Source organism: Stenotrophomonas ginsengisoli (assembly GCF_001431485.1).
Lineage (GTDB): Bacteria > Pseudomonadota > Gammaproteobacteria > Xanthomonadales > Xanthomonadaceae > Stenotrophomonas > Stenotrophomonas ginsengisoli.
In genome coordinates, this window is sequence record NZ_LDJM01000047.1 from 1 (window position 1) to 18,712 (window position 18,712).

Genomic DNA, 18,712 nt, shown 5'->3' on the forward strand with positions numbered 1-18,712 from the left:
GATCACCGCCACAGGCCGTCCTGGAGCAGATGTGTCTACGCCCGTGAAAAGGTGGGGAAACCTAAGAACCTGACCCCGTTAGTACACCAAGCTCTATTTCTCCGCCACTTAACTTCGGGCAACAACATCCACCAAGCTTCGAAGCTTTGAATAACCCTCACCCCGCAGGATATCAAATTCACCAGCAGTGGCACCCCTAACTATGTTCCTGGCCCTCGCCAATCTAGCAAGATTCGGTGGTATCTGACTGTCACAAAGCTCCACATAGAGACCTATATCCCTTGCCGACTCCGGAATTTTATAGCCTTTCTTTGAGCTGGAAATAAGCAGACCACGATCACGCAATGGACCGATAACTCTATTTCTCAAAGCCTGATCCGTAAGACTTATCCCCAAAGACAACTTAGCATCGCGACAGAAACCCTTCGTCTGTAGAAATCCACCATCTTGCATTGCGATAGCTATTAATCTAGAGACAAATAACGACCTCAATGATGAATCCTCATCACCCAAAGGGTGCTCGTCTGAAAGGTACTGATTTGCCAAGCTCGCTGCTTCGCGGCGAACCAATTCATCAATCCTAGCGTCAGGCTCATTGGGCAGAGCCCCGGCAGCTCTCAAAGTTGGCCACTGAAAAATCTCTGACTTCCCTATCACCAGGCCATCAACTCCGTATTTCTCACTTAGCCCAGGGGAAGCAAACAACTTAAATGTTGATCCAGCAAAGAAGTCTGCCGCCTGCACACCAAGGTCATCCTTGCTGTCGGAGAGGTTGAAATTAACTGACCTAAAGAGATCATCCACAGAGAATCTATCCCTTAGATAGGACACAAAAGAATCCCTAAATCTCTGCCTGCCCTTTGCATCAAAATTTACCGATATATCACCGAATTTCGGCAGCCTTAGGCAAAGCATTTTGGCAGAAAACTTCAAGAATGACTCCGCAAATCGAAGCCCTGAATCAGTGCGTATACTGTTTTTTGGCACCACAACGGAAACTACGCTAAATGCAATACCATGCATTTCACGAAGAATAGAAGCCCTTCTTCCGAAGTTATCCCCAACTTTGGATGACTTAATCTCCCCAGACTGAAAATTCTTCCGCCTAACCTCCCCCATTGCCGCTAAGAATTCAGCCAGTCTGTCACCACTCACACTTACTGCAGTAAGAACATAGAATTTCGACGCACCCCGTTCTAGACCGAGGTGCTCGTCACCGGACTCATCTACAAATACGTGCAATTTCGCCACCCAACCTCCTGTTGAACAAGCGCAGCAAGACCAGTGCTAAAAAAGGCCAGGTTCACTACTGAACACTGGCCTTTGTTGTACCACTCAACAATTTCGATGCTGCCTCAACCGCACTTGCTATACCCGCAGTTCAAGCAAGTCTGACACCCATCCATGATCACCAACGCCTTGGTGCTGCACTTGTCGCACAGGGTGGCGCTGGCCGGGAACGAGGCATCGCCTTCATTGGCCTCGGCCACCACGGCTTCGGCAACCTTCTCGCTGTGGCCCTTGGAGCGGTCTTCGTACTGCTTGCGCTTCTCGGCAATCAGGGCCTTCTGGTGCACGCTCAGTTCCGGGTCGTGGATCATGCCGATGGACTTGAGGTGGTCTTCCACCACCGAGCCCAGCTCGGCCACCAGGGACGGCATGTACACGCCACCGGCCTTGAAGTAGCCGCCCTTGGGATCAAACACGGCCTTCATTTCTTCCACCAGGAAGGTCACATCGCCACCCTTGCGGAACACCGCGCTCATGATGCGGGTCAGGGCGACGATCCACTGGAAGTGCTCCATCGACTTGGAGTTGATGAACACCTCGAACGGGCGGCGCTGCTGATGCTCGGTGCCGGGGTTGAGGATGATGTCGTTGATGGTCACGTAGAAAGCGTGCTCCACCAGCGGGGATTTGATCTTGTAGGTGCTGCCCAGCAGCATCTCCGGGCGCTCGATGGCTTCGTGCATCTGCACGATGGCCGGGTCGTTGGCGGCAGCGGCCACCAGCGGGGCCTTGGCGGCCGCAGCGGCCTCGCGTGCCTTGTCATCCGGGGTGATGACCGAATAACCCTTGATCTTCTTGGAAATCTTCACTGCCATGACGGCGGTTCCTTGGTGTGGGTGGGCCGCGCCTGGCGCGTTGCCCGCTTGAGGGAAACAAGTGTGACCGGCGGCGCTGCGGAACATGGCCCGCAGCGCCGGCACGTGGATCAGAACTTGCCGTAGTAGCCTTCCTTCAAGGCATCGAACAGGTTGGCGGCGGTGTGCATTTCACCGTCGTACTCGATCTGCTCGTTGCCGTTGACCTCGACCACCTGGCCATCCTCCAGCTCGAAGCGGTAGGTGGTGTTGGCAAGGTCGGCTTCCTTGACCAGCACGCCCTGGAAGGCAGCCGGGTTGAAGCGGAAGGTGGTGCAGCCCTTCAGGCCCTGCTCGTGGGCGTAGCGGTAGATGTCCTTGAAGTCTTCGTACGGGTAATCGGTGGGTACGTTGGCGGTCTTGGAGATCGAGCTGTCCACCCACTTCTGCGCAGCAGCCTGCACGTCCACGTGCTGCTTGGGGCTGATGTCATCGGCGGCGATGAAGTAGTCCGGCAGCTGGGCATCGGCCTCGGCAGCAAACGGCATGGCCTTGGCGTTGACCAGCTCACGGTAGGCCAGCAGCTCGAAGGAATACACGTCCACCTTTTCCTTGGACTTCTTGCCTTCCACGATCACGTTGCGGCTGTAGTGGTGGGCAAAGCTGGGCTCGATGCCGTTGGAGGCATTGTTGGCCAGGCTCAGGGAGATGGTGCCGGTCGGGGCGATGGAGCTGTGGTGGGTGAAGCGGGCACCGTGGGTGGCCAGTTCGTCGGCCAGCTCCGGGGCCACGGCGGCAATGCGCTGCATGTAGCGGCTGTAGCGGGTGTGCAGCACACGGCCGTGGATGGAATCGCCCACCTTGTAGCCGTCGGCAGCCATTTCCGGGCGCTTGCGCAGCATTTCGCCGGTGACTTCAAATACCTCGTCCATGATCGGGGCAGCGCCCTTTTCCTTGGCCAGGGCCAGGCCGGTTTCCCAGCCGGCAATGGCCATCTCACGGGCAATGGCCTCGGTGAACTCGCACGACTCACTGCTGCCGTACTTCATCTTGAGCATGGTCAGGGTCGAGCCCAGGCCGAGGAAGCCCATGCCGTGGCGGCGCTTGCGCATGATCTCGATGCGCTGTTGTTCCAGCGGCAGGCCGTTGACCTCGACCACGTTGTCCAGCATGCGGGTGAACACGCGCACCACTTCGCGGTACTCGTCCCAGTCGAAGGACGCGTTTTCGGTGAAGGCATTGCGCACGAACTTGGTCAGGTTGACCGAGCCCAGCAGGCAGGCGCCGTACGGCGGCAGCGGCTGCTCGCCACACGGGTTGGTGGCACGGATGTTCTCGCACCACCAGTTGTTGTTCATCTCGTTGACGCGGTCGATCAGGATGAAACCCGGCTCGGCGTAGTCATAGGTGGAGACCATGATCATGTCCCACAGGTGGCGCGCACGGATGTGGCTGTACACCTTGCAGGCCACCAGGCCGTCATCGCGCACGATGTAGTTGGTGTGGGTGGGCCAGTCGCGCCAGACGATGTTGTCCACGCTCTCGTCGATGGTGGCCTGTTCCTTGGTGTTGACCGGGAACACCAGCGGCCACTCGGCATCGTTCTTGACCGCTTCCATGAAGCCGTCGGTGATCAGCAGGGACAGGTTGAACTGGCGCAGGCGGCCGTCCTCGCGCTTGGCGCGGATGAAGTCCTTCACGTCCGGATGGGTGACATCGAAGGTGCCCATCTGCGCACCGCGGCGGCCACCGGCGCTGGACACGGTGAAGCACATCTTGTCGTAGATATCCATGAAGGACATCGGGCCGGAGGTATAGGCACCGGCGCCAGCCACGAACGCACCGCGCGGACGCAGGGTGGAGAACTCATAGCCGATGCCGCAGCCGGCCTTCAGGGTCAGGCCCGCTTCGTGGACCTTCTCCAGGATGCCGTCCATCGAATCGGTGATGGTGCCCGACACGGTGCAGTTGATGGTGCTGGTGGCCGGCTTGTGTTCCAGCGCACCGGCATTGGAGGTGATGCGGCCGGCCGGGATCGCGCCACGGCGCAGGGCCCAGGCAAAGCGTTCTTCCCAGTGGGCACGCAGCTCGGCGGTGGCTTCCGATTCGGCCAGCGCGCGCGCCACACGGCGGTAGGTGCCGTCGATGTCGGCATCCACCACCTCACCGGACTTGGTCTTCAGGCGGTATTTCTTGTCCCAGATGTCCATCGATGCCGGCTGCATCGGGATGTCCTGGTTGACCGCAACTTCGGTGGTGTCAACGACCGCCTGAACCTTGCTCATGTTGTGCTGCTCTCCGTAGTGCACCTAAAAGGTACTGATCTCAAAATTTGGTGACACCCATCACAGGCGCTGGCACAACGACAAACCGGCCACCGGGCACGCCGTGCGCGCCCGTGGTGGTGGGGAGTGGGGACCTACGATGCGGCTGTTGCAGGGCACGTGGATCATTGTCATTGCACCATCATCGGTTGGGGTGCTGCCGGAAGCGGCAACCCTACAACTAGTGGGCTGCCGGCGTGGCACCGCTACATCTTGTGCCTCGGACGCCGACCAGCTTACCCACCGCACGACCCAAGTCAAACGAAAAATTTGCACTCGGGGGCTTGCAATCGGGCGAGCCCGCGCCGGGCTTGGGTTTGCTGGTGACGATGGGTTTGATTGACCGTTCAGGGCACACTGGCAACACTCATTCAGCTTGAAACCGGGCTGGCTGCCCCTACCTCCAGCCAAGCCGCTGACCCCCAAGGGAAACTGCCGATGCGTCCACTGCCGACCCTGCTCACCCTGTCCCTGGCCGCCGCCTTTGGCGGTTTTGCCGCCACCGGCCTGCACAGCCTGCTGGACAACCCGGCCCAGGCCGCCACCCCGGCGCTGGCCTCCACCCTGCCCGCCGCGGCAAGCCTGCCGGCCAGCGTGGCCGGGCAGCCGCTGCCCTCGCTGGCGCCGATGCTCGAACGCAGCATGCCGGCGGTGGTGAGCATCAACACCAAACAGGTGGTGCGGGTGCGCAACCCGTTCTTCGATGACCCGGTGTTCCGCCGCCTGTTCCCGCAGGTGCCGGCCGAGCGCATCAACGAATCGCTGGGCTCGGGCGTGATCATCGATGCGGCCAAGGGCTATGTGCTGACCAACCACCACGTGATCGACAACGCCGATGACGTGCAGGTGACCCTGGCCGACGGGCGCAGCTTCACCGCCGAGTTCCTCGGCTCGGACGCCGACACCGACGTGGCCCTGATCCGCATCCCGGCCGAGAACCTCACCGCCATTGCCCTGGCCAACAGCGACCAGCTCAAGGTCGGCGACTTCGTGGTCGCCATCGGCAACCCGTTCGGCTTCAGCCAGACAGTGACCAGCGGCATCGTCTCGGCGGTGGGCCGCAGCGGGATCCGTGGCCTGGGCTACCAGAACTTCATCCAGACCGACGCCTCGATCAACCCGGGCAACTCCGGCGGCGCCCTGGTCAACCTGAGCGGCCAGCTGGTGGGCATCAATACCGCCAGCTTCAACCCGCAGGGCAGCATGGCCGGCAACATCGGCTTAGGGTTGGCCATTCCGGCCAACCTGGCCCGCAACGTGGTGGACCAGCTGCTGGCCCACGGCGAGGTGATCCGCGGCACCCTGGGGGTGGAAACCCAGAACCTGAGCCCGCAGCTGGCCCAGGCCCTGGCCCTGGACGAGGCTCGTGGCGCGCTGATCACCCGCGTGCTGCCCGGCTCCGGTGCGGCCGCTGCCGGCCTGCAACCCGGCGATGTGGTGCTCAGCGCCAATGGCCAGCGCATCGCCAATGCCAGCGCCCTGCACAACATCGAAGGCCTGCAGGCGGTGGGCAGCACACTGAGCCTGGAGATCCGCCGCGACGGCAAGCCGCTGAGCCTGCGCGCCACCCTGCACGAGCAGCTGCGCCAGCTCGACGGCGCCGCCCTGGACCCGCGCCTGACCGGCGCGCGTTTTGTCGAACTGCCCGAAGCCACCCGCCAGGCCGGCCTGGCCGGGGTATTGGTGACCGAGGTGGCCCGTGGCAGCCGTGCCGAGACCAGTGGTCTGGCCCGTGGCGATGTGCTGCTGGCCAGCAGCGCCGGTGAGTTCAACGACCTGGCCGGGCTGCGCGCCAGCTTTGACAAGCGTCCGCCGCAGCTGGTGCTGCGTATCCTGCGTGGCAACCGCCGTGGCGATCTGGTGATGCGCTGACATTGCGTGAATGCCGCCCGTGGTATCAACACCCCTTCACCCGGCGCCATGACGGTGCCATCCCCCAGCAAAGGAGCAAGCAATGAGCCCGACCAATTCTGAAAACCTCAAGGATCAGCTCAACGAGGCCGGCAGCCACCTCAAGGCCGCCGCCAATGCCGCCGGCACCGCCGTCAAGGGCGTGGCCAGCTCCGTCTCCGACGAAGCCGTGCAGGCCAAGGCGAAGATCAAGGCCGAGCTGTCGGAAACCGCGCAGTACGGCAAGTCCGCCGCCAGCGCCGGTGGCGCGGTGGCCAAGGAGCAGGTGGATGCCCTGCTGGACAAGAGCAAGGATCTGATCGACAGCGCCGCCGAGCTGATCCGCGAAAAGCCGCTGGCTTCCTTCGGCGTGGCCTTTGCCGCCGGCTTCCTGATTGCCAAGCTGACCCGCGGCAGCAGCAACGACTGACGTGGGCACGCCCGACCGTGCCACTGCCGGGGCCGCGCCCCCGGCGGCTGAACTGCCCGGGGCCGTCCCGGGCATCGGCGAGGCCTTTGACACCGTCAGCCAGGCCGGCCGCGAAAGCCTGGAGTCCGGCCGCGACATGGGCCGGGCGATGCGCCGCCTGGTGGCTGCCGAAGTGGCCCAGGCGCGCATCGTGCTGGCCCGCGCTGCGGTGTGGCTGGCCGTGGCGGTGGCCTTCGGTGCCAGCGCCTGGCTGCTGCTGATGGCCGCGCTGATTGCCGGCCTGCATGCGATGGGACTGAGCTGGCTGGCCGCCACCTCGATCAGCGCCCTGGTCAGCCTGCTGGTGGCCGTGCTTGGCGCCTGGCAGACCCTGCGTTACTTCGAGATGGCGCGCTTTGAATCCAGCCGCAAGCAACTGGCCCACCTGTCCCGGCGTGATGCCGAGGACGAGGAAGAGGATGTGCGCAAGCCCAACCTGGCCCAGGTGCAGCGACGGATCGAACGTGCCAGCCAGGTCATGGACGGCCGCCGCAGCCAGCTGCGGCAGAACATGCAGCAGGTGCGCAGTACCTGGCGTGCAGCGTGGACACCGTGGCGCATCCTCGGTGCCGGTGTTGGCCTGGGCTTTGTCTCCGGCAAGCTGGACCCGGAAAAGGCCGCTGCCGGCGTTGCCGCCCAGGTGACCTCGGCGCCGAAGATCCTGCAGGTGCTCACCGCCCTGTCTGGCCTGCTGGCCGCGACCAAGGCCCAGGTGGCCGCAGCGGAGGCCGAATTTGCCGCCGACCAGGCCGAACAGCACGAAGAGGCGGCCGATGCCGCCAGTGCCGATGCCCAGACCGGCGTGGCCGCCAGCACGGCCGCCGCAGCCGGGGTCAGCCGCCCGCTCGATCCGGCCCAATGGCAGCCACCGGCAGCCGAAGCGGCCACCGAGCTGGGCGAGGACCCACCGCGCTGAAGCCCGGCCGGCACAGGACCAGCCCGCGCCGGGCTTACCCCCGGCGCGGGCGTACAATGGCCCGGTGAACATGCCCATTGCCGCCATTACCCTGGACCTGGACGACACCCTGTGGCCGTTCGCCCCGATCGCCACCCAGATTGACCAGGTGCTGGACGACTGGCTGCGCCAGCACAGCCCGGCCACCGCCGAGCGCTTCCCGATCCCGGCGATGCAGACCCTGCGCGTGCAGACTTGGGAGGCCCACCCGGAACTGGCCCATGACCTGTCGGCGCTGCGCCGGATCACCCTGGAAGCGGCCTTCCGCGCCAGCGGTGAATCACTGGACCTGGTGGCCCCGGCCTACGAGGCCTTCTACGCCGCGCGCAACCGGGTCACCTTCTATGACGATGCGCTGGCCGCGCTGGAGCGCATTGCCGCCCGCTTTCCGATCGGCGCGCTGACCAACGGCAATGCCGACCTGGCCGCCATCGGCATCGACCACCTGTTTGTGTTCCAGCTCGGTGCCCGCGAGCACGGCGTGGCCAAGCCGGCGGCCAGCATCTTCCATGCCGCCTGCCAGCAACTGGCCCTGCCGCCGGAGCGCGTGCTGCATGTGGGCGACCACATCGAGCTGGATGTGGCCGGCGCCCAGCGCGCGGGCCTGCGCGGCTGCTGGATCAACCGCATCGATGCGCACTGGAACAACCCCGAGCTGCAGCCGGACCTGCAGTTCGACACCTTGACCGGGCTGGCCGACTGGCTGGACGCACACGTCGCCGCCTGACCCCTGCAACGAGGACACCGCATGACCACCCTGCCCACCGGCTTCACCGCCAGCACCGACCAGGCCCTGCCGCTGTACGTGCTGGACACCACTTCCTTCGCCGCCTGGCGTGCCGGCCAGAGCGCGGCCGTGGCCGCCTTCCTGGACGCCACCGGCTTTGCCGCTGCCGCCGGCAGCGTGGCCCTGATCCCGGGCCCGGACGGTCTGGCCGCCGCGGTGATCGGCGTGGGTGACCGTGCCGATGCCTATGCTTACGCCCACGCCCCGTTCGCCCTGCCCGCCGGCAGCGTCTGGCAGCTGGCCAGCGACGACACCGATGCCGACCTGCTGGCCCTGGGCTGGGGCCTGGGCAGCTACCGCTTCAACCGCTACCGCAAGCCGGCCCGCCAGCCGGCACGGCTGGCCGCCACCCCGAGCGAGGAAGTGGCCGCGCTGATTGCCGCCTGCTGCCAGGTGCGCGACCTGGTCCACACACCGACCGAGGACATGGGCCCGCAGCAGCTGGAAGACACCGTCAAGGCGATGGCCGCTGCCCATGGCGGCCAGTTCTCGGTGCTGGCCGGCGATGAACTGCTGGCCCACAACTTCCCCACCATCCATGCCGTGGGCCGCGCCTCGCACCGCGCCCCGCGCCTGATCGAACTGCGCTGGGGCCCGGCCGATGCACCCAAGCTGACCCTGGTCGGCAAGGGTGTGTGCTTTGACACCGGCGGCCTGGACCTGAAGCCGGCCGACGGCATGCGCAACATGAAGAAGGACATGGGCGGTGCGGCCCATGCCATCGGCCTGGCCTCGCTGGTGATGGCACGCAAGCTGCCGGTGCAGCTGACCCTGCTGGTGGCCGCGGTGGAAAACGCCATTGGTCCGGATGCGCTGCGCCCGGGCGAGGTGGTCACCACCCGTGCCGGGATCAGCGTGGAAATCGACAACACCGACGCCGAAGGCCGTCTGATCCTGTGCGACGCCCTGGCCTATGCAGCCGAAGGCAAGCCGGAAGCGATCATCGACTTTGCCACCCTGACCGGCGCGGCGCGCATTGCCCTGGGCCCGGACCTGCCGGCCCTGTTTGCCAATGACGACGTGCTGGCCCAGCAGTGGATCGACGCCGGCGAAGCCACCCGTGACCCGGTCTGGCGCATGCCGCTGTACCGCCCGTACCTGCGCTACCTCAACAGCGGCGTGGCCGACATGGCCAATGCCGGCTCGCGCATGGCCGGTGCAGTGACCGCCGCGCTGTACCTGGAGCGCTTCATCCCGGCCGGCCAGACCTGGGCCCACCTGGACGTGTACGCCTGGAACGACACCGACCGCCCGGGCCGCCCCGCCGGTGGCGAAGCCCTGGCCCTGCGCAGCGCCTGGGCCCTGCTCAAGACCCGCTACGCCTGAGCCGCCCACGCCGCGCGATGCGGCAGCACAAGCCCTCCGACCCCGCCGGCAACGGCGGGGTTTTTGTTGCAGCGTCAGCGCTGCGCTGGCCATGAACACCGCGACCCGGCCGGACATCAACGGCGCGCCGGCGTTACCTGCACGGCAATCCGCTGTCCAGCGCCAATGGGCACTTCAATCCGTTGCCGGGACAGGTTGATACTGTGCCGACCCAGCAAACGATCCCGCCCCGATGCCTCCAGCTCCCTTGACCCCACGCCAGCGTCTGGCCCGGACCGCGGCAATCAGCGCCCTGCTCGCCGCCGCCGCTGCCGGCCTGCTGTACCTGGCCGACCGTCTGGGCCCGGCGCGTCAGGCCCGGCAGTTCATCGACACCATCGAGGCCAGCGGTGCCCGCCATGCCGGCTACCGCCGCGCACACAGCCATGGTGTCTGTGTCTCGGGCTGGTTTGAACCCAAACCGGCACTGGCCCAGTTGTCGCGAGCATCGATGTTCACCCAGACGCGGATCCCGGCGCAGGGCCGGCTGTCGATCGGTGGCGGCGGCCCGGAAGCCGCCGAGGCCGCCGCGCGGGTGCGCAGCCTGGCCCTGCAGCTGACCGCTGAGGATGGCCAGCAATGGCGGCTGGCGATGAACAGCTTCCCGTTCTTCGGCATGCCCAGTGCCGAGGCGTTCCTGGAACAGGTACGCGCGCAGACCCCGGACCCGGCCACCGGCAAGCCGGACCCGGCCGCCATCGCCGCGCTGCAGGCCCGCTACCCCAGTGCGCGTGCCTTTGCCCAGTGGGCGCGCACGGCACCGTGGACCGACAGCTGGGCCAATACCGGCTACAACGGCATCCACACCTTCTACTTTGTCGACGCTGATGGCCAGCGCACCCCGCTGCGCTGGTCGTTCGTCCCACTGGCCGAGGCACAGACCATGAGCGAGCAGCAGCGCCAGCACGCACCGGCCAATTACCTGAGTACCGAGCTGGCCGGACGCCTGGCCCAGGGTCCGGTCGGCTGGACCCTGCAGCTGCAGCTGGCCGAGCCGGTTGATGTACTGGAAGACCCGTCCATCGCCTGGCCGCAGGAGCGGCCCACGGTCGATGCCGGCACGCTGTGGATCGATGCGATGCAGCCCCAGCAGGGCGGTTACTGCGATGGCGTCAATTTTGACCCCACCGTGGTTCCGGATGGCATCGTCACCTCGGCCGACCCGATCCTGGCGGTGCGCTCGGCGGTCTACGCCCAGTCCTGGAACCGCCGGCTGCAGGAGCAGCGCCAGGCAACGGAGGCCAAGCCATGAGCGCACAACCGGACCGTTTCCGCCTCAGCCTGCGCGTACTGCACTGGCTGATGGCGGTATTGATCGTGGCGATGCTGGCGGTCGGCCTGCTGATGACCAGCTCGCTGACCCTGCGACCGCTGATGCTGGACATCCACCGCCCGCTGGGCGTGGCGATCCTGCTGCTGGCCCTGCTGCGCCTGGGCCTGCGTCTGACCGGGGCGACCCCGCCGCTGCCATCCAGCCTGCCGCGCTGGCAGGTGTGGGCGGCGCAGGCCAGCCATGTCGCGCTGTATGCGCTGATGCTGGCGATGCCGCTGCTGGGCTGGGCGATGCTCTCGGCCGGTGGCATGCCGGTACAGCTGTGGCCAGGCATGCTGCTACCGGCGCTGGTCGCGCCCTCGCCTGCGCTGTACAGCCTGCTGCACCAGATCCACCAGCTCGGTGCCTGGACGCTGGCGGCGCTGGTGCTGGGCCACGTCGGTGCCGCCCTGCACCATGCCTGGCTGCGGCGTGACGGGGTCTGGCAGGCGATGGCCGGCGGCCGTAGCGACTGAACCCGCCGGCACGGCCGGGCTGGCCCGCGCTCAGCGCCGCCGGGTGGCGCCCGGCTCAGTCTTCCTGGCCATCGACCAGCGCGCGGTCGCGGCCTTGGCGCTTGGCCCGGTACAGGGCCTGGTCGGCGCGCTGCAGCAGTTGTTCGGCACTGTCGCGGCCGGCAGCGGCAATGCCGATGGAGGCGGTGATCGCCGGCAGTTCGTGGCCCATGTGCTCCACCCGCAGCGCGCGGATGGCATCAAGCAGCTGGGCGGCACGGGCGCTGGCCTGTTCCACGCTGGCCTCGGGCAGCAGCACGGTGAACTCCTCGCCGCCGTAACGGCAGGCGATGTCCTCGGTGCGCAGCTGGGCCTGCAGCAGCTTGCCCAGCGCGGCCAGCAAGGCATCGCCACCGGGGTGGCCGTGGGTGTCGTTGAAGGTCTTGAAGTGGTCCACGTCCAGCATCAGCACGCTGAAGGGCAGGCCGCGGCGCTGGCAACGGGCCAGCTCGCGCACCAGCGATTCTTCCAGGTAGCGGCGGTTGAACAGGCCGGTGAGCGGGTCGCGGATGGACTGCACGCGCAGCTTTTCCTGCAGCGAGATGGTGTGCAGGGTCATGGACAGCTGTTCGGCGGCGGCATGCACCAGCTCCATGCGCCGCATCAGCGCCGGATCGGTGCTGGAAATGTAGACAAAGCCCACCTGCACCCCCTGCGCGGTGAGCGGGATGCAGGCCAGCTGGCCGGCACTGCCCGGCTCGGCAGCGGCCAGATGCTGGCAACGGGCAGCGACCTCGTCGGCACTGTTGAGGTGGATCTGGCCACGGCGCAGGGCCCAGCAGTGTTCCGGCGGCACCAGCGCCTGGCTGTCGACCACATGGGTGCCCCAGACGGCCAGCTGTTCGGCATAGTCGCGCGAGGCGCGGATGCGGTAGACGGTGCCGCCACTGCCCGGCAGCAGGCGTGACAGCAGCTGGGTGGTCAGGGCCACGGCTTCGTCGGCGTTGTGGCTGTTCTGCAGCAGGCCGGCATAGCGGGTCAGTTCGGCCAGGCCGGAACGGTGGCGCTCCGATTCGGCCAGCGATTGCTGCAGGCGGGCGGCGGCCTCCTTGTTGCGCTGCTCGGCACGGCTGCGCCGCCGCATCTCGCCCAGCAGGCGCAGGTAGACCAGGCCGAGCAGGACGATGCCCAGCGGGATGCCGATCACCGCCAGCACACGCAGGGTCAGCGCGCTGCGCTGGCTGGACTGGTCTCGCCGGGCCAGCAACTGGCGCTCGGTGGCGATCAACTGCTGGGCCATCAGGCGGATCTGCGAGGACACCGCCAGCACTTCATCATCGATCCCGGCACGCGCTTCCTCCAGGCCACCACGGCGGTAGCGCTCCAGGTTGCCGCGGATCTGCTCCAGGCGCTGGGTTTCCAGCTGCTGCATCTGCTCCACCCGGGCCCGCTGGGCCGGGTTGTCGGCCACCAGGGTGTGCAGGCGGTCCAGCAGGGGCTGCAGCTGCTCGTGGTTGCTGCGGTAGGCAACCAGGTAGTCGACGTCACTGGTCAACAAGTAACCACGTTGGGCACTTTCGGCATCGCGCAGGCGCGCCTCGAAAGCATCCACACTGGCGATCACCTCGTTGGTGTGGGACACATAGCGGGCATCGGCAATGAAGCGCTGCACGCCCCACAGCACGCCTGCGCCCACGCCGACAAAGATCGTCGCGGCCACCAGCAGCCCTGCCCAGTTTGTGATGTTGGCCTTGCGCACTGCGCCGTCTCCTGCTCGATCAAGCCTTGTCATGATGCCGACATGCACACTTCATGCCACGCCGCCCATTGGGCACGAAAAAGGCGTGCCCTGCCGGGCACGCCCTCACATTCCCTCCTGCACGATGCTCACGGCAGCGGGATGAATTCCTGGTCATCGGCGTCGGGCAGCTTCATGCGCCCGGCGCGCCAGTCGGCCTTGGCCTGTTCGATGCGTTGCTTGGAGGAGGACACGAAGTTCCAGTCGATGTAACGCTCGCCCACCGGCTCGCCGCCGATCAGCATCAGCAGGGTCGGGGCGCTGGCGCGGGCCTTGGCGCCGGGGGCAAACACCGCCATCTGGCCGGGGCCGATGCGCTCGGTGCCCACCTCTATCTGGCCATGCACCACATAGGCGGCCACCTCACCTGCCGGCATCGGCACCGCTGCGCCCGGCTGCAGCTCCAGGTGGAAATAGAACAGCGGGCTGTGCACCGGCACCGGTGAGCTCAGGCCCAGGGCCGAACCGGCAATCAAGCGGCCACGCATGCCGGCCTCCTCGATCAGCGGCACCTGCGCCGCATCGATGTGGGCGAAGGACGGATCGATCTCCTCCATGCCATCGGGCAGGGCCAGCCAGGTCTGGATGCCGTGCAGCGGGCCGCCATGGGCGCGCTGGTACTCAAAGCGCTCGGAATGGGTGATGCCCGAGCCGGCGGTCATCCAGTTGACCTCGCCGGGCAGGATTTCCTGCACCGAGCCGACGCTGTCACGGTGCATCATGCGCCCGTCGAACAGCCAGCTGATGGTGGCCAGGCCGATGTGCGGGTGCGGGCGCACGTCCGCTTCCTTGGCCAGGCCGGCGGCAAACTGCGCCGGGCCCATGTGGTCGAAGAACACGAACGGGCCGACCATGCGGCGCTCACGGTGAGGCAGCACCCGGCCCACTTCGATGATGCCCAGCGAATGGCGACGTTGGTCGATCACGTTTTGCAGCATGGTGGAGCTCCTTGGAAAAATGCAGGCGGGCATCATCGCCCGGCCCATGTGGTGCAAGGTGGCGATCAGGCCAGCGGCGGCAGGTCGAACACCAGCACCTCGGCATCACGGCCCAGGCCCACGCGCACTTCCGGCTCGTTCTCCAGCTTGAGCGCATCGCCGGCATTGAGGGTGCGGCCATTGACCTGGAGCTGGCCGCGCACCAGGTGCACATAGCCCAGGCGCCCCGGCGCCAGGGCCAGGGTGGCCGATTCATCACCGTCGAACAGGCCGGCCAGCATCAAGGCATCCTGATGGATGGACACCGAGCCATCACGCCCGTCCGGGCTGGCCACCACACGCAGGCGGCCACGCTTTTGCTCAGGTGCAAAGGTCTTCTGTTCGTAGGACGGGGCCACGCCCTGGCGATCCGGGAAGATCCAGATCTGCAAAAAGTGGGTGGTGCCGTCGTTGTGGTTGAACTCCGAATGGGTCACCCCGGTACCGGCGCTCATGCGCTGCACCTCGCCGGGCACGATGGTGCCGACATTGCCCATCGAATCCTTGTGCGCCAGGGCACCGTCGATGACGTAGCTGATGATCTCCATGTCGCGGTGCGGATGGGCACCGAAGCCACCACCGGCGGCCACGCGGTCCTCGTTGATCACCCGCAGCGGGCCGAAGTGCACATGCGCCGGGTCATGGTAGTTGGCAAAGGAAAAGCTGTGCCAGGAGTCGAGCCAGCCGTGGTTGGCATGGCCGCGCTCGGCGGCGGCGCGCAGGGTGATCATGGTCAGTGCTCCTGTTCTGGCCACCGTAGGGTGGCGTGTCAGGCTGCAGTGTAAGCCATCATTTTTGGCAATAAATCACCCATCAAAACACTGATTGTTCCACCAGTGACTACAACCAGCCCCGCTGCCGGGCCAGGCGGTGGGCCTCGACCCGGTTGGACACGCCCAGCTTGCTGATGCATTCAGACAGGTAGTTGCGCACCGTGCCCTGGGACAGGCCCAGGGCCGTGGCGATCTCCGCCGAGCTGCGCCCCTGCCCGGCCAGACGCAGCACCTGGCGTTCGCGCTCGCTCAACGGGTCGGCCTGCTCCCAGGCCGACACCGCCAGCTGCGGGTCGATCGCCCGGCCACCGTGCTGCACGTTGCGCAGGGCCTGGGCCAGCTGTTCGGCCGGCGCGTCCTTGAGCAGGTAGCCACGCACCCCGGCCTCCAGTGCACGCCGCAGGTAGCCGGCGCGGCCGAAGGTGGTGACGATCACCACCCGCGTGGCCAGGCCATGACGCTGCACCCGCTGGGCCAGCTCCAGGCCACCGAGCCCGGGCATTTCGATGTCGGTGACCAGCAGGTCCGGCTGGTGTTGCTGCAGGGCCAGCCAGGCCGCTTCGCCGTCAGCCACCGCGGCCACCACCTCCAGGTCGGGCTCCAGCCCGAGCAGGGCCGACAGCGCCCCGCGCACCATGGCCTGGTCTTCGGCCAGCACGATGCGGATCATGCGCCGGCCTCCACCGTCAGCGGCACACTGATGGTCAGCTGGCTGCCCACGCCCTTTTCGCCCTCGATGGACAGCACGCCGTCCAGCGCCTCGACCCGTTCACGCATTCCCGTCAAACCGTTGCCACGTCGCTTGCCGACACCGCGGCCATCATCGCTGATGATCATCTGCACGACATCCCCGGCCACTACAAACTGCAGGCGGGCCGTGTTGGCCTCGGCATGCCGGGCGATGTTGGTCACCGCCTCGCGCAACACCAGCGACAGCGCGGTATCGATGGCCGGCGGCAGCGGCGGCGGGCTGTGGGCCTGCCAGCTGACGCCACGCGATTGGAGCAACAGCCCGGCCGAGGCGATCTCACCGTGCAGGTCAGTGGCCCGCATGCCCGACACCGCCGCCCGTACCTGCATCAGGGCCTGGCGTGCCACGGTCTCGGCTTCGTTGGCTTCGGCACGCGAGCGCTGCGGGTCACTGTCGGCCAGCTTGCGTGACAGCTCCAGCTTCAGGGTGATCAGCGACAGGGTGTGGCCCAGCAGGTCATGCAGGTCACGGCCGATACGCTCGCGCTCGGCGGCACTGGCCTGGGCCCGCAGCGCGGCCTGGCTGTTGTCGAGCAACTTGCGGCGCGAGGATTCGGCAAAGTAGTACCAGGTCGACAGCAGCGAGCCGGCGACCATCACCAGCACGCCCAGGCTGCGCATCAGGCCCTGGTCCAGGGCGCTGTTGAGCCCGGCATGGAAGCCGGCCACAAACAGCACCACCAACACCTGCGCCGACTTGGACAGCTGCGGCCGGATGCCCACCAGCTCGTCCATGAACCAGCACAGCGCGAAGCTGAAGGCCAGGATCAACGAGTGGGACGGGATGCTGGCCTGCAGCGCCAGCACCGCAGTCATCATCACCAGCGACAGCACGATCGACCGCCGCGAGGGCAACCAGGTGGCCATGCACCAGAGCGCGCCGACCACCGCACCGGCGACCATTTCATAGCCCACACTGCCGGTGAAGCTGGTCAGCGAATGACTGCTGTCGGCCATCCGTACCAGGTCACCCAGATCGGCCAGGCTGACCACGCCGGTCAGCAGCAGCAACGGCACCACGATGGCGGCAACAACGCCCAGCGCAGCCACCACGATCACCGTACCGATGGCGTAAAGAAAATCCCAGGGCTTGTGCGCCATCACCCGGGCCCAGCGCATCATCGAGGAGGCCGGGGCCGGCTGCAGCCAGTGCGGCCAATGGTCAAACAGGGTGATGGGCTGGCGGAACAGCGCACCCAGGCGAGCAGTGACAGATGACATCGTGGGACCTCCCTTGTGGATGCGGCCATGCTCGCTGTTTGCAGCCGGCCACCCAACCGGCAGACGTCAGCCATCGCTCATGACAGATGTCATGTCAGCAAGTCCACACCGGCACCCCGCTATCATGGCCGCTTTCCTCCTGCCTGATGACGGACTGCGCCATGCCCTCCCTGCGCCCCTTCCTGGACAAGATGCCCACCGTGGGCGAACGCGCCTACATCGACCCGGCCTGCACCATCATCGGTGACGTGCACATCGGCGAGGACGCCTCGGTCTGGCCGGGCACGGTGATCCGTGGCGATGTGAACCATGTGCGCATCGGTGCGCGTACCAACGTGCAGGACGGCACCATCATCCATGTCAGCCACGACAGCCCGTACAACAAGGGCGGCTACCCGACGATCATCGGCGAGGGCGTCACCGTCGGCCACGGCTGCATCATCCACGCCTGCACCATCGGCGATTACTGCCTGATCGGCATGGGCGCGATCATCCTCGATGGCGCCACGGTGGAAGCCAATGCCTTCATCGCCGCCGGTGCGGTGGTCGGCCCGGGCAAGGTGGTGGGCAGCGGCCAGCTGTGGGCCGGCAACCCGGCCCGGCTGATGCGCGAACTCAGCGAGAAGGACATCATCGGCCTGCGCTATTCGGCCGACCACTACGTCAAGGTCAAGGACCAGTACCTGGGCATGCAGGAGGCCGGCGCATGAGCTTTTCCGGTACCCAGCGCTACATCGCCACCCCGGAGCTGATGGCCGCGGTCAATGCCGCCATCGCCCTGCGCAAGCCGCTGCTGATCAAGGGCGAGCCGGGCACCGGCAAGACCCTGCTGGCCGAGGAAGTGGCTGCTGCCCTGGGCGCACCGCTGATCACCTGGCACATCAAGTCCACCACCAAGGCGCAGCAGGGCCTGTACGAATACGACGCGGTGTCGCGCCTGCGCGACTCCCAGCTCGGCGATGCCCGCGTGCACGACATCGGCCACTACATCCGCCGCGGCAAGCTGTGGGAGGCCTTCGACAGCGAACAGCGCGCGGTGCTGCTGATCGACGAAATCGACAAGGCCGACATCGAGTTCCCCAACGACCTGCTGCACGAACTGGACCGCATGGCCTTTGATGTCTACGAGACCGGCCAGACCGTGCGTGCGCGCCAGCGTCCGATCATCCTGATCACCTCCAACAACGAGAAGGAACTGCCGGACGCCTTCCTGCGCCGCTGCTTCTTCCACTACATCGCCTTCCCCGATGCCGACACGCTGAAGAAGATCGTGGACGTGCATTTCCCGGACATCGACCAGCAGCTGGTGGGCCGCGCCCTGCGCGCCTTCTTCGAGCTGCGCGAGGTGGCCGGGCTGAAGAAGAAGCCGACCACGTCCGAGCTGATCGACTGGCTGCGCCTGCTGATGGCCGATGAGCTAGCCGCGCGCCAGCTGGCCGATGCACCAGCCGAAAAAGCCCTGCCGCCGCTGGCCGGGGCCCTGATCAAGAACGAGCAGGACCAGCAGCTGCTGGAGCGGCTGATGTTCCTGCACCGTCGCCAGGGGCGCTGA

At 66.3% G+C, this 18,712-nt stretch carries 17 protein-coding genes; 9 read left to right on the forward strand and 8 right to left on the reverse strand.

Features of this window, described 5'->3' with window-relative positions; translation table 11 throughout:
• Positions 1-108 precede the first annotated feature (108 nt).
• From ABB30_RS15915 to ABB30_RS14520, 3 genes are all read right to left on the reverse strand, one after another.
• A complete protein-coding gene (locus ABB30_RS15915; protein ID WP_083489906.1) occupies positions 109-1,251 on the reverse strand; it encodes a DUF3800 domain-containing protein in 1,143 nt (380 codons plus the stop codon).
• Positions 1,252-1,355: 104 nt separating this feature from the next.
• The gene (locus ABB30_RS14515) at positions 1,356-2,105 is read right to left on the reverse strand and encodes a TSCPD domain-containing protein (protein ID WP_057639029.1); all 750 of its coding nucleotides are present in this window, start codon (positions 2,103-2,105) and stop codon (positions 1,356-1,358) included.
• Between the two features lie 110 nt (positions 2,106-2,215).
• Entirely contained in the window at positions 2,216-4,369 is a 2,154-nt protein-coding gene (locus tag ABB30_RS14520; protein WP_057639030.1) for an adenosylcobalamin-dependent ribonucleoside-diphosphate reductase, read from the reverse strand.
• 477 nt (positions 4,370-4,846) lie between these two features.
• On the opposite strand from ABB30_RS14520, the gene ABB30_RS14525 reads away from it, so the two are divergent.
• From ABB30_RS14525 to ABB30_RS14555, 7 genes are all read left to right on the forward strand, one after another.
• On the forward strand, positions 4,847-6,280 hold the full coding sequence (locus ABB30_RS14525) for a Do family serine endopeptidase (RefSeq protein ID WP_057639031.1): 1,434 nt from the start codon (positions 4,847-4,849) through the stop codon (positions 6,278-6,280).
• Between the two features lie 82 nt (positions 6,281-6,362).
• The gene (locus ABB30_RS14530) at positions 6,363-6,728 is read left to right on the forward strand and encodes an ElaB/YgaM/YqjD family protein (RefSeq protein WP_057639032.1); all 366 of its coding nucleotides are present in this window, start codon (positions 6,363-6,365) and stop codon (positions 6,726-6,728) included.
• A gap of 1 nt (position 6,729) precedes the next feature.
• On the forward strand, positions 6,730-7,683 hold the full coding sequence (locus ABB30_RS16885; protein WP_211263497.1) for a phage holin family protein: 954 nt from the start codon (positions 6,730-6,732) through the stop codon (positions 7,681-7,683).
• A 64-nt stretch (positions 7,684-7,747) separates the two neighbouring features.
• Complete coding sequence (locus tag ABB30_RS14540) at positions 7,748-8,449, forward strand: HAD family hydrolase (protein ID WP_057639033.1); 702 nt, start codon at positions 7,748-7,750, stop codon at positions 8,447-8,449.
• Positions 8,450-8,470: 21 nt separating this feature from the next.
• On the forward strand, positions 8,471-9,835 hold the full coding sequence (locus ABB30_RS14545) for a leucyl aminopeptidase family protein (RefSeq protein WP_057639034.1): 1,365 nt from the start codon (positions 8,471-8,473) through the stop codon (positions 9,833-9,835).
• Between the two features lie 232 nt (positions 9,836-10,067).
• The gene (locus ABB30_RS14550; protein ID WP_057639035.1) at positions 10,068-11,126 is read left to right on the forward strand and encodes a catalase family peroxidase; all 1,059 of its coding nucleotides are present in this window, start codon (positions 10,068-10,070) and stop codon (positions 11,124-11,126) included.
• On the forward strand, positions 11,123-11,662 hold the full coding sequence (locus ABB30_RS14555) for a cytochrome b (RefSeq protein WP_057639036.1): 540 nt from the start codon (positions 11,123-11,125) through the stop codon (positions 11,660-11,662). The genes ABB30_RS14550 and ABB30_RS14555 overlap by 4 nt, the downstream gene beginning before the upstream one ends.
• 55 nt (positions 11,663-11,717) lie before the next feature.
• Here ABB30_RS14555 and ABB30_RS14560 read toward each other — a convergent pair whose 3' ends face one another.
• The 5 genes from ABB30_RS14560 to ABB30_RS14580 all read right to left on the reverse strand — a co-directional run bounded on the left by ABB30_RS14560 (position 11,718) and on the right by ABB30_RS14580 (position 17,160).
• On the reverse strand, positions 11,718-13,400 hold the full coding sequence (locus tag ABB30_RS14560) for a diguanylate cyclase (protein WP_057639037.1): 1,683 nt from the start codon (positions 13,398-13,400) through the stop codon (positions 11,718-11,720).
• A 128-nt stretch (positions 13,401-13,528) separates the two neighbouring features.
• Entirely contained in the window at positions 13,529-14,377 is an 849-nt protein-coding gene (locus ABB30_RS14565) for a pirin family protein (protein ID WP_057639038.1), read from the reverse strand.
• Positions 14,378-14,442: 65 nt separating this feature from the next.
• Positions 14,443-15,147: a pirin family protein gene (locus ABB30_RS14570; RefSeq protein ID WP_057639039.1), complete on the reverse strand. Its 705-nt coding sequence runs from the start codon at positions 15,145-15,147 to the stop codon at positions 14,443-14,445.
• A gap of 109 nt (positions 15,148-15,256) precedes the next feature.
• The gene (locus ABB30_RS14575; protein WP_057639040.1) at positions 15,257-15,859 is read right to left on the reverse strand and encodes a response regulator transcription factor; all 603 of its coding nucleotides are present in this window, start codon (positions 15,857-15,859) and stop codon (positions 15,257-15,259) included.
• Positions 15,856-17,160 carry a sensor histidine kinase gene (locus tag ABB30_RS14580; protein ID WP_057639041.1) on the reverse strand — a complete coding sequence of 435 codons (1,305 nt, stop codon included), beginning with the start codon at positions 17,158-17,160 and terminating at the stop codon, positions 15,856-15,858. The genes ABB30_RS14575 and ABB30_RS14580 overlap by 4 nt, the downstream gene beginning before the upstream one ends.
• A gap of 161 nt (positions 17,161-17,321) precedes the next feature.
• Between ABB30_RS14580 and ABB30_RS14585 the strand changes: the two genes are divergently transcribed.
• Positions 17,322-17,870 (forward strand): gamma carbonic anhydrase family protein, encoded by a 549-nt coding sequence (locus ABB30_RS14585; RefSeq protein ID WP_057639042.1) that lies wholly within the window; start codon positions 17,322-17,324, stop codon positions 17,868-17,870.
• Positions 17,867-18,712, forward strand: coding sequence for an AAA family ATPase (locus ABB30_RS14590; protein WP_057639043.1), 846 nt, complete (start codon positions 17,867-17,869; stop codon positions 18,710-18,712). The genes ABB30_RS14585 and ABB30_RS14590 overlap by 4 nt, the downstream gene beginning before the upstream one ends.

Bases quoted from the DNA above. Each gene is read 5' to 3' on its own strand.
- ABB30_RS14550 (WP_057639035.1), top strand. From the start codon at position 10,068: ATGCCTCCAGCTCCCTTGACCCCACGCCAGCGTCTGGCCCGGACCGCG.
- ABB30_RS14530 (WP_057639032.1), top strand. From the start codon at position 6,363: ATGAGCCCGACCAATTCTGAAAACCTCAAGGATCAGCTCAACGAGGCC.
- ABB30_RS14585 (WP_057639042.1), top strand. From the start codon at position 17,322: ATGCCCTCCCTGCGCCCCTTCCTGGACAAGATGCCCACCGTGGGCGAA.
- ABB30_RS14575 (WP_057639040.1), bottom strand. From the start codon at position 15,859: ATGATCCGCATCGTGCTGGCCGAAGACCAGGCCATGGTGCGCGGGGCG.
- ABB30_RS14545 (WP_057639034.1), top strand. From the start codon at position 8,471: ATGACCACCCTGCCCACCGGCTTCACCGCCAGCACCGACCAGGCCCTG.
- ABB30_RS14580 (WP_057639041.1), bottom strand. From the start codon at position 17,160: ATGTCATCTGTCACTGCTCGCCTGGGTGCGCTGTTCCGCCAGCCCATC.
- ABB30_RS14525 (WP_057639031.1), top strand. From the start codon at position 4,847: ATGCGTCCACTGCCGACCCTGCTCACCCTGTCCCTGGCCGCCGCCTTT.
- ABB30_RS14565 (WP_057639038.1), bottom strand. From the start codon at position 14,377: ATGCTGCAAAACGTGATCGACCAACGTCGCCATTCGCTGGGCATCATC.
- ABB30_RS14520 (WP_057639030.1), bottom strand. From the start codon at position 4,369: ATGAGCAAGGTTCAGGCGGTCGTTGACACCACCGAAGTTGCGGTCAAC.
- ABB30_RS14590 (WP_057639043.1), top strand. From the start codon at position 17,867: ATGAGCTTTTCCGGTACCCAGCGCTACATCGCCACCCCGGAGCTGATG.
- ABB30_RS14570 (WP_057639039.1), bottom strand. From the start codon at position 15,147: ATGATCACCCTGCGCGCCGCCGCCGAGCGCGGCCATGCCAACCACGGC.
- ABB30_RS14555 (WP_057639036.1), top strand. From the start codon at position 11,123: ATGAGCGCACAACCGGACCGTTTCCGCCTCAGCCTGCGCGTACTGCAC.
- ABB30_RS14515 (WP_057639029.1), bottom strand. From the start codon at position 2,105: ATGGCAGTGAAGATTTCCAAGAAGATCAAGGGTTATTCGGTCATCACC.